Here is a 15,101-nt window from a genome sequence, read left to right on the forward strand (position 1 = left end):
TAAGGATATTGCAATGGAACATACAATTACACCAGATAAACAAAGTGTCGAAAATTGTCTCAAGGGAAAAAACTACTATATAGATTTTTACCAAAGAGAGTATGTTTGGTCGAAACAAACCGCAGAAACTCTGCTTAATGATATATTCTATATGTTCGAACTTGGTTACAATGAGCATAAAAATAGCGAAATCAGTGAAGAAATTATGGGAAAATATAATTGGTATTATCTAAATGTTTATATTACAAATAAAATACAAAGCAAAACTTATATTGTAGATGGACAACAAAGACTATCGACGCTCACATTAATTGCCACAAAACTATATCATCTCTCTAAGCAATATAAAAATCTTGAGCATTTATCTAAATTACTGGCTGAATGCATTTATAGCAACAATGGTTTTGGGACTAGCTATAATTTAGACAATGAAAAACGACATAGAATAATGGAAGCAATTTTTCGCGAGGAAAGCTTTGAATCCAAGTATGAAAATATCACAGAAAAAACACTTAATGAGCGATATAAAGATATATCGGATTATCTTAACAACAAATTTAAAAATTCTGATGACAAAAAGTTAAATTTTTTTATCTTATATTTCCTTAAACGTTTGGTTTTGGTGGAATTGGCAATTAATCAAAATGATACGCCAATGATTTTTGAAGTCATAAATGATAGAGGGGAATCACTTAAGCCTTTTGAGATACTTAAAGGAAAATTGATTGGCACATTAAATAAAGATGATACCGAATATTTTTGTAAAATTTGGGAGGATTCTCTTAAAAATTTGCCCAAGAAAGAAGATGAATTTTTTATTGATTTAATTAAATCAAAGTTTGTTTTTAAAAGGAATTCAGATATTGAGAAAAATATTAATCAATCTTATCATAGATACATATTTGAAGATAATTCCATAGCACAAGGTTTGGGCTTTAAAATCAGTGGTAATAATTGCCACATTTTAAATATTAAAAACTTCATTGAAAAAGAGATTAAATATTACGCAAAGTTATATTATAAAATTTGCAATAGCAACAATGAATTTTTAAAGTATTTAAATATAAATGAGCTTACCGGACAATATCAAATCATTCTTGCTGCGTGTACTATGGAAGATGCGAATGAAGATCGTAAGATCGAAATTATAGCTAGGGAGTATGAAAGGCTATGGTTGCTTTTACATCTTAATGGTATTTATGATAGCAACGAGTTTCAAGAGATTTCTTATGAATTAAACAAGAAGTTAAAGGGTATTGAAATTGATCGGTATGAATGTATTTTTGATTCCATACTTCAAGAAACCTTCAAAGAGAAAAGGCAGGCAGATAAGATACAGTCATTGCTTGAATACGAAATATTTATAACAAAAGATTACGCAAATACAAATAAAAGATTATTGCGTTATCTATTTGCAAGAATAGAAAAATATATGTGTGAGCAAATCAAGATAAATCCTCAGAATGACATTGAATACATCACAACAAAAACGGGAGACAAAACTGGCTATCATATTGAACACATTTTATCCCGCAATATAACTAATATAAAATTTTTTAGCAATGAAGAAGAATTTGACTCTCAACGCAATATTCTAGGTGGACTTTTATTGCTTAAGGATAAAATAAACATTTCATCGAGCAATGAAGAATATGAAGACAAGCTTAAAACCTATAGTAATTCGCTTGTGTGGGGGCATACTCTCTGTGAAAGTTTTTATCATAAAACAAATCAATATTTTCTTGCTTTCAACGAACGATTAAAAAATGAAAAAGGGGTAAGTTTCAAGCCTTATGACAAATTCGATAAAACTGCTCTCAATGAACGATCGCGACTTTTATATGAACTTATAAAAGATATTTGGAATGTGGATAGATAATCAATTTTCCTATCGTTTCTGCAAATAAAATTATATTTACCTGCAGAAAAATATTTGCCAAATCGGTAAAATAAAATGATCTACAAAATGGGGGGATGCGGGAGAGATTATCATAAAAGCGAAATGCCTCGCATTTATGTCAATACCAAAACACGCAATAAAAAGCCCTTTTTCTTACACTCTTGCAATGCTTATGATAGCTCTATTTTAGCGATTTTTCCAAAGTTTAAAGTGGATTCTACAATGCTACAAAAAATATGTGATAAGCTAAACAACACCGATTGGCAAGAGATTAGCTTTGTATATGATGGGCGGTTTCTTTTCTCACAAAGAAGCTTAGAAAATGTGATGTCAGATTCCAGCTTTAATGCATTGGGATCTGTGCCAATAAGATAGTCCCCACCTAATCTTAATATTTATTTTGGCGTATGCAAAAGAATTGCTTATTGTTTTTGAGAAATCTTGTGGCATTTTACTAGATTTTATTTTTTTAATGTTACAGGATCTAACTTTAACCAGCAGTTTATTTACTACATAACAAATCTTAAATGAAACTCTATAAAAAACCAAAATCTATGAGATTCTTAAGGATTAATCAGCATTGCATCTCGTATTGGCGGATTTATCAAAAAAAGATTATCTAAATCCACAGAAAAGAGACTATCTACATCACAAGGGCGGATTCCTATGCCTCTGCCTCTTGGAAGTTGTGGGTTATTAAACACTGTCATACATTCATTTTTATTCAACACAAAAGAGCGGATTTGCACCGCTGGTGTGGTGGTTGGGATAATTGTATAAAGGGTTTCATACTTTTTTGATTTTAAGTCATCATTGCAGGATTTGCGTGTGAATAATCCGCTTTCAGCAATCGCTAAGCACATATCTTTTGTGCCAACTTGCACGAATTGCACTGCCCCAAGATGAAAATCTTTAAAAGGATCGTTTCTTAACATATCTTCAGTTAATGGAATATCGCGTATAACCCAATTTCTATCTTTTCCAAAGCCCACAATATCACCCGAAAAGGCACTTCTTAGTGAAATCGGCGGTGTAAATTCCACAAAATCAGGTAAATCTGGATCTATCGCATAAACATTTATGACGCACATTAAAGCTATTAGTAATCTTTTCATTACAATCCTTATGATTAAAATTTCCCAAAACGCACAGGAAAGTGATCTGATGACAGGTGCGATCTCACACTAGCAGCCATAAGTAATGCGGTAATTGCTGGTAAAGCCAACCTAGTCCTAGTCTCACTGGAGCTTCTGCCAACTATTGCATAATCTAGGATTCTATTTGCCGCACCCATACTAAAATGTGTTGCAGAATTTTGCGTAACAATGCGTGTGTGATTTGTGATCCTTGTATCAAGCCCAGATAATAGATTCGCAGGATCTCTATTAAAATCACCAGCAATGAGCCAATTTAAATTTGTGCGATTAAGAAAATTATCATGCACTGCTGTAACCAATGCTGTAGCATCGCCACCACCCCTTGCAAGAGCATGGATATTAAAAAACACATCATTGCCAAGCCGTATGCCAATCACAGGACGGGAAACTTCAGGTGCAATTGTGCTTTGTGAAATAACAAACACTTCATCAGCTTGTCTACCACTCACAATGGCGAGATTAACCCTTCTAGCACCAGCATCAATATTTGCATAATAGATAAAAACCGAGCGTGGTCTTGATCTAGTACCCAAATCCCAAACATACTCCTGAATAGGCGTTCCACCGGGCTGAATCATTCTGCCCGTTGGTCTTGCACTTGTAGGTACACTGCCGGCTTCTTGCACCATCAAAATATCCACAGGATTATCGCCGGTGATAAGCTGTCTTACACTGACATTCCATTTATTTTCAGTGCTAGCTGAAGAGCCTTGCAGATTCCAAGTGCCGACAACATAGTCCTCAATCTTTCCAAAAAGTAGGCTAAAACTAAAAAGCATAAGTATAATAACTTTCATCAATATTCCTTTATTTGCCATCTACACTAAACACTACACCAGCATTTAAAGGTGGTGCGATGATAAACCATTGCTGATCGCTATTTAACTTACCACCTTTCACACAACTTGTAAGAAAAATGCTAAAAAATCTTGTCGCTTGATTGCTTGGGGTTTGCAAACATTGCTTAGTGGCGACATTTTGAATCTGCACGGCTTGATTATCAAAGAGATTGAAAGTCCATAATTGTGCAGGATCTTCCATATTGCAATATGTGTGAATCACGCCATTTCTATATGCACTTAAACAAGTGCCTTCTTTAGCATTTTGTATAGCAGCACTCCCATCAGCCTTATTAAAAATCCGCCAAATCCTAGCTCCACCGAAATCCTTACTATCTATGAGAGAATAGCCCCACACCCAATTCCCCACATTTAACGCCCAAAGCGTCAAAACCCCACCTTCAGGACTCATGATGGATAAAAGATCTGAAGTATAGCTTCTAGAATCACCATTAATGCCTAGCAAAGGCAACTCTGTATGCTTTGTGGGCGTGTGATTACCTTTTCTATCTGTGTTGGGACGCATGAGTTTTTTAGATAGGTTGGGTCCTTGCACTAGGCTAACTTGCTTTTTAGAATTAGCTGGTGGTGTTGGGGAATTCCCAATGCCAAGTTCATAATCACTAGAAGCATAAGCGGCAGTAAGTAATGTGAAAGTCGATATGATAAGTAAAGTAAAAATCTTAGACATAGCTATTCCTAAGTGTATGTTGTAACTGCATCGTTAATATAATATCCACTAACTACGCATAAAGCGAATTATTGCCTCATTATAAAAACCATTTTTGTGTGTAAATATACGATATGTAACATTATAATACGCAAAAGGTTGGGGCATAAGGATTTACATGCAAAGTTTAACTTTTAGAAATTCTGTGTATCGTAAGCAAACGCATGAGATTTATATATTATGTTATGCTAAAAAGTTACAAAACTAAACAGGTATCCTCTAAATTCAACACTCTCTTTTGCAATGTGAGCTTGGCGATATTCTACGATATATTGTAACACTACTTCTCATTGACTGAATCTCGCTAGTGTTTTTTGTCCTCTAAATCAACCTATATTGCTCTACCATGTCAATGTTTCTTTGCGTAGTAAAAGGGCATAATGTAGCACAACTCAGGATAAATGTCTTTTGCATGCCAAACATCTTTATCAATTCTAACAAAGTTGTTTCTTCTTAATTTACATAGTGTGCGGTGTGCGGAGAACACGACTGCAAATCTTTGCCCTTGAAGTTGCTATCGGCTAGGCAATGATGTGGATATGCCAAGGAAACTAGCAAAAAGTGTAACGGTGGAATAAAAACTCAAACCTTGATAATCGCCTTATTATCTCTAATCTCTAACACCTGCACCCTATCGCCTTCTTTTAGTGGCGTGTTAGATTCTAATGTGCTAGATTCTAATCCATTAGAATCTAATGTAGGGGCTTTTTCATACGCCCACAATGTCCCTTTGAAATACACCATTCCTTGCTGAATCTCACCCATACCGCCACCATTTTGCAGAGAATCTTCATAGACTTGTGAGCCTTTAAACCACAATTTTATGGGCTTTCTTAGCAAAATAAGTGTAAGAAAAGCAAAAGCACAAATGCTTACCACCTGCCACGCATACACGCTCTCCACACTTCCACCTATGATGTTGCCAAAGCCCACAAATGCTTCAATCCCCGCTGTGATACATAGCCCTAAACCGATGAAAAGCAAGAAAAATGAGCCAAAAAATATCTCCGCCACAATAAAGCCAAGCCCCAACCCCAGAAGTATAATAATTGACACCTTTATATCCTTTGGTTTCTGTGTTCTCTCTTTTGTGAGACTAAACAAGTGTTGAATATGTATGGTGCTTTTGGAAAATGCTCACTAAAGATTCCAATCACTGTACTTTCATGTAATTTATCCGCCTTGTTACTCAAAGCCACTAATCTTACTCGAAAAACATCTCCACAAAGAAGCTTAATTACATTTTTCTCAGAATAAACCTATCAATGATTATCATATTAAAGACTTAATAGAGATGTTGCCCACATTTATGATTCACAAAAATCTTTTTCAGCTACCAATCAGAGCGACAGGTAGTAAATCCAGAATCCATATCACAAAAACTTCGGCGGTAATATACGCAAACCAAAGCTTACAAAATCAAGTCCGCCATAAAAAGCATTTCCATAAGTTGCATCAAGCTGCAACATATCTTGCACAAGCCATGTTCGCAGTCCCACTTGATACATAACTGGATCAAAACGACTATAATAGACTTCACCGATAGCATACAAACGAGATACTATCTCTGTTTCTAAGCCCACACCAAGCGTATAGATTCCCTCCATAAGGCTTTGCAAATTATATCCCACATTCACATGCAATGCAATCTTAGAATCTAAAAATAAAAAAGTAGCAGGGATATAGGCATATATCTCGTTTGCATTATCCGCCCCAAAGAGATAATTATGAATATTCCCAACCGCAATGCCAATGCCCCAATCTTTCTCATCAGCATCAACAAAAAGCTTTTTTAGCTGAAACTGCACAGAATTAGACTGCAATCCTATCATACCGCCAAGCGTGATTTCAGTCCCCCAAATAAGATTACAGCTAGGCAAACTCCATAGCTCACTATCACCTTGTGCGTGTATCTCAATCCATGTCTCCATTTGACAATGCCCTTTTGCCACAACCCTTGCATCATCGGTATTAAAAGGTCTTGCCGCATATAAACTCATCACATATATACATGGCAATATCAATAAAAATGCAACTTTTTTAAACATATCTATATCGCTTTTTGTAGTTTTTAAACAACTCATTATAACAAAAAATATTTTTAGGATAGAATGCGAATTGTAACAAATATGTTAGGAATACGCAGTTAAAAAGGAAATGCAATGTTTCAATATAAATTAATGCTATTTGGATTCCCAGATTTATGCAGGGATTATGATGATGTGTTGTTGCATTTAAAGCAAGTCCCACCACAAAGAGCAGTAACCGAAACGCTTGAGCAATGCTATCTTATTGATATGCAAACAGGACATAAATATGAGATTAGCTTTGATAATAAAGGGTTGTTTGTAAAAGATTTTAAAGAGAGAGAATGAGTATTTGAAATCTGACTGATTATATTCTAAGCGATAAAAAGTGGTTTAGAATCTTAGTATTATTGAATTTTATAAATCTTTTTAAATCACATAATCTCTGGTGTATTAAACTATCTAAAGAGCAAAAAATAGCGTGTTTTTAAAATTTATTAAGCAATTCTGTATTTTTATATTACAATCTCAAGCATTTTACTTTTTAAGGGGTTTTTATGAAATCTAGATTTGCAGTTTTTAGTGTTATATTTGCTTTGTTTTCAGTATTTTTTGTTGCGTGTTCTAATGCAGAGCCAAAAGATGTGGCAATATCGTTTTATAAAGCTGTAGCTAATGGTGATGAGAAAGGTGCGGTAAAACTCATACATATAGAAGATGAGAGTAAAAGAGATGAGTATGAGGGCAAAATCGCATTGATAGCAGGATTAAAAAAGGTGGTATAAAAGATATAGAGGTAACTGAAGAAAAGATTGAGGGCGATAAGGCAGAGATCACGCTAAAAGTTAGCTACAATAAGTCAGATAAGACTGAAACTAGAAAGGTTAAACTTGTAAGAGTTAATGGAACATGGATGATAGGCGATTCAAAGTAGTATATAAGTCTGCAATCTATCATATCGAAAAGATTAACCATTGAAAACTAAGCTTTTAGTTATTATTATGCTTAGTATTATCCCTTTTAGTTTCATTTATTTTTATAACAAGCATGATGACTTCAAGGGCTTAAAGCTTGAGAATCTCGGCGATATTCCAGCCCTTGAGATAGGCGATATAATCTTTAGATATGGTATCGGCGTAGATAGTGAGTTAATCGCAAAGGCTAGTGGTGGCAATCTAACACATGTAGGCATTATTGTATCACTCAATCCCATACAGATACTACATGCGAGCACAGAAGATAATCCAAAGTTAAAAAATCAAGTGATCCTTAGCAGTTTAGAAGAGTTTCTCTCACATGCGACAAATATCGCAATAAAACGCTATAAGCTAAGCCCAAATGACAAAAGCTATATTACAAAAACATATAGTCGCTATGTAGGTAAGGCTTTTGTTATAGAAGATAGATTCTACTGACAAGCTCTATTGCACGACTTTAATCGAAGAGCTATTAAATCCGCTTGTAAATCTCCATGCAAGTTACTCTACACTTGATATTGCTGTGGTGCGATTAAAGATTCTCTATCCTATTACATTGTTTAATGATGATAGATCTACTTTGATATATCAATATAAACCTTTGTGATTAATGTATTACATAAGGCTTTTTACCTTTAAATCGCTAGATTCTAGAATATAAAAATCGTAACCAAAATTAACATATATTATATCAGGGTTGTCACACAGAACAGTAGAGACATCTGCAACCCACATCTTATATAAACACATCAGAATTCCTTGTGGCATACTTATTCTGAACACACCCATACCTAATGCAACCTTGCTTTTTAGTATCTTACACAATCAACACGAAGCAAAGAAAATGCGTATAAGTATAGATTTCATGCTTAAAATTTTAACTTGTCTTTATTTAATATGATAAATAGCAAAAACATATCATACCAAGAATGACATGCAATTGCCAAACAACACTTAACAAAATTTTTGTATCATTCTAACCATGATATTTTAAGCTCACATAAAGGACATATATGGCGAAACTTTGGGCTGGTAGGTTTCAAACAGATGCAAACACTTTGCTTGATGAGTTTAATGCGAGTATTCCATTTGATAAAAATCTATGGGAAGAGGATATTCAAGGCTCTATCGAACATGCAAAAATGCTTTATTCTATCGGGCTTTTAGACATACATGAGCTAGATTCTATTACGCATGGATTGCAAGAGATAAAGCAAGAGATTATGCAGGGTAATTTCACTTTTTCTCTGCAAGATGAAGACATACACATGGCAATAGAGAAGGCTTTGAGTGAAAAGATTGGCGATGCGGGGAAGAAGCTACACACAGCACGCAGTAGAAACGATCAAGTAGCCCTTGATTTTAAACTCTATTGTAGAAAGCAGAATCTTGTTATACAAAAGCTATTAATCGAGCTTATAGAATCTCTTCTTTCAATAGCACAGCACCACACAAACACTATAATGCCCGGTATGACACATTTACAACACGCACAGCCTATAAGTTTTGGTTATCATTTAGTGGCTTGGTGTGTTGGGCTGAAACGCGATATTGAGAGATTGCAATCAAGTATGCAAAGAAGCGATGATTGCCCCTTAGGGAGTGCAGCCCTTGCTGGCACGCCCTATGGCAATGAGAGAGAGAATCTTGCCTTAAGTTTGGGCTTTAAAACAGCGAGTTTAAATGCTATGGATTCTGTTGGGCAGAGAGATTTTGCCCTAGATATATTGTATGATATTGCTATGGTTATGCTACATGTTTCACGCATGGCAGAAGAGCTTATTTTGTGGAGTAGCTATGAGTTTGGGTTTGTAACTTTTGCTGATAGCTTTGCGACTGGAAGCTCTATCATGCCACAGAAAAAAAACCCCGATGTAGCCGAGCTTTTGCGGGGTAAAACGGGTAGAGTTTATGGGAATCTTATGGCATTATTAACCACTATGAAAGCACTTCCTTTTGCGTATAATAAGGATATGCAAGAGGATAAAGAAGGTGTGTTTGATTCGGTGCAAACTGCAATCATTAGCCTTAAGATTCTAACAGAAAGCATGAAAACTCTTACAATTAATACCGAGAATATGCGTAAAATGTGTGAAAAGGGACATTTAGTCGCAACAGATTTAGCAGATCTTTTAGTAAAAGAGTGTCATGTCCCTTTTAGAGAAGCCCATCATATTACAGGTGTATGCGTGCAGTATGCTGAATCTTGTGGCAAGGATTTAAGCAATATTGAGATAGATTCACTCTGTGAGATGCTAGAAAAAGAGCTTAAAAATCTTGTAACGCAAAAAGGCAATATGGAATCTATTGTAACGACAATATCAAGTGAGAGCTTAAAACTTGCCATAAACCTAGAGCATTCTATGCAAAGGCGAAATAGTCTTGGGGGATGTGGAAGCGATGAGGTAAAAAGACAGATTCATATATTATTACAATGGCTAAGGTCTATCGCATAGCTTAGGTTAGAGTATGGCACTTCAGTATTTTGGACACTATTTTAATCTGCTTGATCAAATGCCCCTAAGCCTTGAGAGTTTTCACACACAATTAAGCAATGTCTTACCTGAATATGGCACGCTTGAATGCGAAACGCTGCTTGAAGTAATGATTGGCTTACATGCACCACTTTATAGAGTGAGTGATATAGAATCTAGCGATTATATTATTGACACAACAATAAAAAATATTAATCTCAATGAAGCAAAACTATGCTTTGTGGATATAGAGACGACATCGGCAAGTGTGAAAAATGGGCAAATCATTGAAATCGGGGCAATAATCGCACAAAATGGAGAGATACTAGACACTTTTGATACGCTTGTGTATAGCCCATTTGTGCCAGAGGATATTATTGATCTCACAGGCATAGATTCCTATATGCTAGAAGATGCACCACGACTTGAGCAGGTATTAAAGCAGTTTCGCGCATTTTTAGGCGATAGCGTATTTGTCGCACATAATGTTTCATTTGATTACAACTTTATCGCAGAAAGTCTGCATGAATATGATATGCCACCACTCTTTAATCCCAGATTATGCACGCTAGACCTTAGTCGTAGGACTATCGTATCAAAAAAATACGCATTAGCCTATCTCAACGATATGTTAGGTATAAACACAGCACAAGCCCATAGGGCTTATGCTGACGCACTAACCGCTTTTAGACTATATGAAATATGTATGCAATCACTCCCAAAAGAAGTAAAAACCCTGCAGGAACTCATCGCCTTTTCAAAAGGAAAGATTGCATATCCACAAAGAGTTGCGGGGAAATAGCAAGCAAAATGCCATATCTATAGAATCTACGACAGCATAAAAGAGATTGCATTATTGCAAATTACCATAATTATTGTTATCAAACTTTCGTATAGTTTTGCTAGAGCACAATATTGTTGGTTAGTCACGCAATGACAAAATTACAAGCCTACATTTCTACAACAAACACAAGAATCCTTATTTGATACTATAAACAAATTAAACAAAATTGTTTTGTTTATGTATTTACCCCAGGACAATACGCTAGAACTCTATATCTCCATATAGTATATAACCCGGACTTATTTGGATACACTTTAATTCATTTAAACACACTTCTATACCTGTAAAGTTTGCACTATTTTGTATTGTTTTGTTGGTTTTGTTAATATGCTTGTGGCTTTGAGTTACTACATATTCTTTGTAAGACTTAGCAATTGATTGTTTTAGATTTCTTAAGATTTTATAGAGATACCTCTAACTATATTTGAGTGCTCCCAGCAACAAACCACTGCCTTTATCAATGGAATATTAATATTATTGTTGTTCTAGGGCATTTTTTAATTCAAACTCTGCTTCTTCTAGCATTTTGTTTGCCATATTGATGTGTGCTTGTGCATCTTTGTATAGCTTCATACCATCTTTTAGATTTAGTGTGTTGTCGTTTAATTGCTTGATGATATCTTTCACTTTTTCCACATGTGTTTCAAAATCAATATCTGTTGGTTGAGTCATGAAATATTCCTTGCTTTTTTGATTATTAGAGTAGATAATTATACCAAAAATATGATTAATTTAAATTTACAAGCTGTATTTAAGAATATTTTGGCTATAATCCTAAGTTTTATTTTATATTCGTTTGGAGATAAACTACCATGAAAAAAGATATTCACCCTAAATATGTTCCTTGCAAAGTAACCTGTGTAACAAGCGGTAAAGAAGTTGAGGTACTGAGCACAAAGCCTGAATTACGCATTGATATATCAAGCTTTTGTCATCCATTCTATACCGGCAGTGATAAGATTGCCGATACAACGGGTCGTGTAGAGCGATTTAGAAAGAAATATAATCGTTAAGCCCCACTTCTTTAAAGTCTCTCCCAAAAGGGTGAGAATTGCATGTGTTAAATTAGATTAAAGGATCTGTTTAATACTAGAAAACTTGTTGTTTTACTTCTCTACTTATCGTCAATTCATAAGTCCTTGTTTTAGACTTTATACTTCGTTATAAGTGTGTTTCTGTAATATTTTTCTGTTGAGTAGATCATTAAAGTAAGGCGGGGTGTTTCGCAATCGCTTCGCACAATCACTTCGTAGGAAGCCATGTATATAGGAGATTTGTTTGCTTAATATGTGGGGCATGCAGTTGTAGTAAAATGCGATAAGTTGCTGATATTATAAGTCCTTATTCTGCAATCACATTTAAATTTAACTTAGCTTGTAGTCCATGACCAAGTTTTACAACCGCTTGAAATTTGCCAAGAGTTTTTATCTGTGGAATCTCAAAGGCTTTTTTATCGATTGAGATTCTGTGCTGGGTTTGCAATTCGTTTGAGATTTCATCTTTTGTGAGTGATCCAAAGAGATGATTGTTTGAGCCGACTTTTTTTGAGATTGTAAGCTCGATTTTTTCTAGTGCTTGTTGCATTTGCTTTGCTTCTGCAATCTGTAATGCTTCTAGTTCTGCTTGTTTTTTCTGCTCTGCTTTGTATTTATTGATAACTTCATTTGTGGCATGTTTTGCAAGTCCTTTAGCAATGAGAAAGTTATTGGCATATCCATCTTTTACTTCTTTTATTTCCCCAGCTTTGCCTAGATTTGCTACATCTTTGATTAATAAAACGCGCATTTGACACCTTTAAGTTGATTTGCTACTATATCGCCGTTATTTTAGCAGAAAAAAAGGATAATTGTTGCAAGAATTTATGGGGTTTTGGTTTGAGATTAAGACAAGCAAACGCATTAAGAGATGGCGTATTGTGTGTAATGTGGAGGGCTTTTTTATTTTTCATTTTCCATATCGCACAAAAAATACACTACAAATTGCAGAACAATATATAAAAGAAAATCATGCTAAAATGAATACATTTTTATTAAAACAGCAAACAAGATTCAATACAAATAATAACTTAGCAACGCAATATCTAAACGAGTATCCAAACTCACTTGTAGTATTTGGGACACAATGTTTAGCAAAAGATTGCACTATAGAATCTTTATGTCAAAGATTATATGCAAAATCAAAAGAAATATTAGATGAATACGCTTTGAAAATGCAGCTAAACTACACAAAGCTAATAATTAGTTTCGCAAAGTCATATCTTGGGCAATGCAATAGTAAGGCTCAAATAAAGATTGATTATCGCAATGTGCTGTGCGATGAGAGATTACTGCGTTATCTTGTGGTGCATGAGTTGGCACATATTAGACACCCAAACCACTCTAAACTCTTTTGGCAAGAAGTAGAAAGATTCTATCCTAATTACAAAAATACACGCAAAGAATTAAAAATTATGGCAAATAGAAATGCGACTATATTAAAACACTATGGCTTATTGCATAAAAGATTGTGCTAACTTTTAACAACCAAAACATTCATCAACTATCTTATATCCAAAAAAAGCTCTTTTGGTGTGGTAAAAATCTCAAGATAAAGTCTATCATTGCTATCATCTTTGTTATATAAAAAGATTCCATGTTTAGTAATTTTTTCTAAAATATAGATTTTGTCATTGTAGTTAATTGTGCTATAAAGGCTAATCCATTCTTCATTAATTAAGGCTTTATTATTAAGTATGGCATGGAGTTTTAGCGGTGCTTGTGGCTCTTTATGTTCCTGTGATAATGGCTCAATGGGTAAAGTCTTATCTTCTTTCGGTCTTAAAAAATCGATTATAAAAGAAAAATCTTTGTGTGGAATATCTTTTTGTTGTTGTATAAAATAAAGTTTAGATTCTATATCATCTGTTGGTGTAATAAAGAATCTATCTTTAAACACAATAAAAAGAAAAGCTATGCAAACAAAGATTGCAATAAATCTTTTAGAAAAGGTTTTTAAAGTTATCATATTTGATATGTCCCAACAGAAAATACGATTTTTATATCCTGTGTGAATGGCATATCATTTATGGAATCTAGATTCCCAACCACTTGGGCGGGTGCAGGGCTTTGGGGTGCAAAATGTATAGAATCTAGATTCTCTGCATTTGTAGATTCTAGACTCTTGCTGTCTTGTGCCTTAACTCCCATATTCCACCCATAAGGCATAGAATCTAGATTTCGTATTGTCGCATTTGACAATGAAATCTCATGTATAAAAAGTGTAGGCAATGCTTCAAGGGCGTGTATAAATTCATAGCATAGCATTGCCTTGCAAGTAAAAAATAAAGTGTAGTGATTTGTTGTATAGGGCAGTGTAGTTTGCATTCGCCTTTGTTTTAATTCTTTATTGGAACAAATCGCATTCTTACATTTGCTCGTAATCTCATAATCTTGAAAAAGTAAGGCTATATTGCTTTGCATAGTTGTAATATCTACTTGTTTGCGTTGTGTAAGCACCCATTCATCATATTCGATATAGCTAAGCAAAGTAACACAAGACACTACAAACAAACATAAAAGGATAATGCGTTCAAATACGCTTTTTCGTAATAGATAAAGTGTGATTGTATGCAAGATTTTTCGCATTTAGCTAGGCATTTTTACATTTAGCACAAATCACAAAAAGTCGCATGTCATGGCTTATAAGCTGTGTGCCAAACTTCTCTGCAATATCAACTTGCAATCTCTCAATATCAGAATCTACAAATTCAATAATCTCTCCACATTGCAAACAAATAATATGGTCATGATGGGCTTTAGCAGCAATCTCATATCTTCTACCCGTTTTATCCGCTTCAAGTGCTGTGATAAAATGCTCTTTTTCTAAGAAACTTAAGATTCTATACACAGATGAAATGCTTGTATTCTTATCTTTAATGCGTAATTGATTAGCGATTTCTTCAGGGCTTAAATGCGTGCCACTTTTGTAGAGAACACCTATAATTTCTTCTCTCTGCTTTGAGTTTTTTAAGCCATTTTTCTTGATTGAAGTGCGTAGTCTAAGCAGTATAGAATCTAGAGTTTCCAATCGTTTAGTAATTGCTTTATCCATGAAAATCCCCTTAATAATGAATGTGAAAAATAATATAAAAGTAAAAACTAATCTTAGAAATAAA

18 protein-coding genes and 1 pseudogene are annotated in these 15,101 nt (G+C 34.5%); 9 read left to right on the forward strand and 10 right to left on the reverse strand.

The window, feature by feature from the left end:
* Positions 1–13: 13 nt before the first annotated feature.
* Both XJ32_RS02295 and XJ32_RS02300 read left to right on the forward strand, forming a co-directional pair.
* Positions 14–1,879: a DUF262 domain-containing protein gene (locus XJ32_RS02295; RefSeq protein WP_077388221.1), complete on the forward strand. Its 1,866-nt coding sequence runs from the start codon at positions 14–16 to the stop codon at positions 1,877–1,879.
* Positions 1,880–1,978: 99 nt separating this feature from the next.
* A pseudogene (locus tag XJ32_RS02300) lies at positions 1,979–2,275 on the forward strand (class I SAM-dependent methyltransferase); the annotation flags it as partial.
* A 188-nt stretch (positions 2,276–2,463) separates the two neighbouring features.
* Here the strand turns inward: XJ32_RS02300 and XJ32_RS02305 are convergent.
* The 5 genes from XJ32_RS02305 to XJ32_RS02325 form a co-directional block, all read right to left on the reverse strand.
* Positions 2,464–3,015 (reverse strand): RICIN domain-containing protein, encoded by a 552-nt coding sequence (locus XJ32_RS02305; RefSeq protein WP_077388222.1) that lies wholly within the window; start codon positions 3,013–3,015, stop codon positions 2,464–2,466.
* 14 nt (positions 3,016–3,029) lie between these two features.
* Positions 3,030–3,854: a cytolethal distending toxin subunit B family protein gene (locus XJ32_RS02310; protein ID WP_077388223.1), complete on the reverse strand. Its 825-nt coding sequence runs from the start codon at positions 3,852–3,854 to the stop codon at positions 3,030–3,032.
* Positions 3,855–3,864: 10 nt separating this feature from the next.
* Positions 3,865–4,587 (reverse strand): RICIN domain-containing protein, encoded by a 723-nt coding sequence (locus tag XJ32_RS02315; protein ID WP_005219750.1) that lies wholly within the window; start codon positions 4,585–4,587, stop codon positions 3,865–3,867.
* A gap of 621 nt (positions 4,588–5,208) precedes the next feature.
* On the reverse strand, positions 5,209–5,682 hold the full coding sequence (locus tag XJ32_RS02320; protein WP_077388224.1) for an NfeD family protein: 474 nt from the start codon (positions 5,680–5,682) through the stop codon (positions 5,209–5,211).
* A 317-nt stretch (positions 5,683–5,999) separates the two neighbouring features.
* Positions 6,000–6,674, reverse strand: coding sequence for a PA4824 family protein (locus XJ32_RS02325; protein WP_254422433.1), 675 nt, complete (start codon positions 6,672–6,674; stop codon positions 6,000–6,002).
* 114 nt (positions 6,675–6,788) lie between these two features.
* Between XJ32_RS02325 and XJ32_RS02330 the strand changes: the two genes are divergently transcribed.
* The 5 genes from XJ32_RS02330 (at position 6,789) to XJ32_RS02355 (ending at position 10,906) form a co-directional block, all read left to right on the forward strand.
* A complete protein-coding gene (locus XJ32_RS02330; RefSeq protein WP_005219632.1) occupies positions 6,789–7,001 on the forward strand; it encodes a hypothetical protein in 213 nt (70 codons plus the stop codon).
* A 209-nt stretch (positions 7,002–7,210) separates the two neighbouring features.
* Complete coding sequence (locus XJ32_RS02335; protein ID WP_077388226.1) at positions 7,211–7,438, forward strand: nuclear transport factor 2 family protein; 228 nt, start codon at positions 7,211–7,213, stop codon at positions 7,436–7,438.
* A gap of 189 nt (positions 7,439–7,627) precedes the next feature.
* A complete protein-coding gene (locus XJ32_RS02345; RefSeq protein ID WP_254422434.1) occupies positions 7,628–8,068 on the forward strand; it encodes a C40 family peptidase in 441 nt (146 codons plus the stop codon).
* A 575-nt stretch (positions 8,069–8,643) separates the two neighbouring features.
* Positions 8,644–10,086 carry an argininosuccinate lyase gene (argH, locus tag XJ32_RS02350; protein WP_077388227.1) on the forward strand — a complete coding sequence of 481 codons (1,443 nt, stop codon included), beginning with the start codon at positions 8,644–8,646 and terminating at the stop codon, positions 10,084–10,086.
* A gap of 13 nt (positions 10,087–10,099) precedes the next feature.
* Entirely contained in the window at positions 10,100–10,906 is an 807-nt protein-coding gene (locus tag XJ32_RS02355; RefSeq protein WP_077388228.1) for a 3'-5' exonuclease, read from the forward strand.
* 516 nt (positions 10,907–11,422) lie between these two features.
* Here the strand turns inward: XJ32_RS02355 and xseB are convergent.
* Entirely contained in the window at positions 11,423–11,620 is a 198-nt protein-coding gene (gene xseB / locus XJ32_RS02360; RefSeq protein WP_077388229.1) for an exodeoxyribonuclease VII small subunit, read from the reverse strand.
* Positions 11,621–11,760: 140 nt separating this feature from the next.
* Here xseB and rpmE point away from each other — a divergent pair, with 140 nt between their 5' ends.
* The gene (gene rpmE, locus XJ32_RS02365) at positions 11,761–11,961 is read left to right on the forward strand and encodes a 50S ribosomal protein L31 (RefSeq protein WP_005219927.1); all 201 of its coding nucleotides are present in this window, start codon (positions 11,761–11,763) and stop codon (positions 11,959–11,961) included.
* 328 nt (positions 11,962–12,289) lie between these two features.
* Here the strand turns inward: rpmE and rplI are convergent, their stop codons facing one another.
* Complete coding sequence (rplI, locus tag XJ32_RS02370) at positions 12,290–12,733, reverse strand: 50S ribosomal protein L9 (protein WP_005219928.1); 444 nt, start codon at positions 12,731–12,733, stop codon at positions 12,290–12,292.
* A 64-nt stretch (positions 12,734–12,797) separates the two neighbouring features.
* Between rplI and XJ32_RS02375 the strand changes: the two genes are divergently transcribed.
* Positions 12,798–13,460 carry a M48 metallopeptidase family protein gene (locus XJ32_RS02375; protein WP_233706025.1) on the forward strand — a complete coding sequence of 221 codons (663 nt, stop codon included), beginning with the start codon at positions 12,798–12,800 and terminating at the stop codon, positions 13,458–13,460.
* A 26-nt stretch (positions 13,461–13,486) separates the two neighbouring features.
* Here XJ32_RS02375 and XJ32_RS02380 read toward each other — a convergent pair whose 3' ends face one another.
* From XJ32_RS02380 to fur, 3 genes are read right to left on the reverse strand one after another with little or no spacing between them, the layout of a single operon-like run.
* The gene (locus XJ32_RS02380; RefSeq protein ID WP_077388230.1) at positions 13,487–13,951 is read right to left on the reverse strand and encodes a hypothetical protein; all 465 of its coding nucleotides are present in this window, start codon (positions 13,949–13,951) and stop codon (positions 13,487–13,489) included.
* A complete protein-coding gene (locus XJ32_RS02385; RefSeq protein WP_077388231.1) occupies positions 13,948–14,571 on the reverse strand; it encodes a hypothetical protein in 624 nt (207 codons plus the stop codon). The genes XJ32_RS02380 and XJ32_RS02385 overlap by 4 nt, the downstream gene beginning before the upstream one ends.
* A gap of 4 nt (positions 14,572–14,575) precedes the next feature.
* Positions 14,576–15,037, reverse strand: coding sequence for a ferric iron uptake transcriptional regulator (fur, locus tag XJ32_RS02390; protein ID WP_004084175.1), 462 nt, complete (start codon positions 15,035–15,037; stop codon positions 14,576–14,578).
* Positions 15,038–15,101 lie beyond the last annotated feature (64 nt).

This window comes from Helicobacter bilis, from assembly GCF_001999985.1.
Taxonomy (GTDB): domain Bacteria; phylum Campylobacterota; class Campylobacteria; order Campylobacterales; family Helicobacteraceae; genus Helicobacter_A; species Helicobacter_A rappini.

Bases quoted from the DNA above. Each gene is read 5' to 3' on its own strand.
- xseB (WP_077388229.1), bottom strand. From the start codon at position 11,620: ATGACTCAACCAACAGATATTGATTTTGAAACACATGTGGAAAAAGTG.
- XJ32_RS02305 (WP_077388222.1), bottom strand. From the start codon at position 3,015: ATGAAAAGATTACTAATAGCTTTAATGTGCGTCATAAATGTTTATGCG.
- argH (WP_077388227.1), top strand. From the start codon at position 8,644: ATGGCGAAACTTTGGGCTGGTAGGTTTCAAACAGATGCAAACACTTTG.
- XJ32_RS02330 (WP_005219632.1), top strand. From the start codon at position 6,789: ATGTTTCAATATAAATTAATGCTATTTGGATTCCCAGATTTATGCAGG.
- rplI (WP_005219928.1), bottom strand. From the start codon at position 12,733: ATGCGCGTTTTATTAATCAAAGATGTAGCAAATCTAGGCAAAGCTGGG.
- fur (WP_004084175.1), bottom strand. From the start codon at position 15,037: ATGGATAAAGCAATTACTAAACGATTGGAAACTCTAGATTCTATACTG.
- rpmE (WP_005219927.1), top strand. From the start codon at position 11,761: ATGAAAAAAGATATTCACCCTAAATATGTTCCTTGCAAAGTAACCTGT.
- XJ32_RS02325 (WP_254422433.1), bottom strand. From the start codon at position 6,674: ATGTTTAAAAAAGTTGCATTTTTATTGATATTGCCATGTATATATGTG.
- XJ32_RS02335 (WP_077388226.1), top strand. From the start codon at position 7,211: ATGAAATCTAGATTTGCAGTTTTTAGTGTTATATTTGCTTTGTTTTCA.
- XJ32_RS02310 (WP_077388223.1), bottom strand. From the start codon at position 3,854: ATGAAAGTTATTATACTTATGCTTTTTAGTTTTAGCCTACTTTTTGGA.
- XJ32_RS02380 (WP_077388230.1), bottom strand. From the start codon at position 13,951: ATGATAACTTTAAAAACCTTTTCTAAAAGATTTATTGCAATCTTTGTT.
- XJ32_RS02385 (WP_077388231.1), bottom strand. From the start codon at position 14,571: ATGCGAAAAATCTTGCATACAATCACACTTTATCTATTACGAAAAAGC.
- XJ32_RS02355 (WP_077388228.1), top strand. From the start codon at position 10,100: ATGGCACTTCAGTATTTTGGACACTATTTTAATCTGCTTGATCAAATG.
- XJ32_RS02315 (WP_005219750.1), bottom strand. From the start codon at position 4,587: ATGTCTAAGATTTTTACTTTACTTATCATATCGACTTTCACATTACTT.
- XJ32_RS02295 (WP_077388221.1), top strand. From the start codon at position 14: ATGGAACATACAATTACACCAGATAAACAAAGTGTCGAAAATTGTCTC.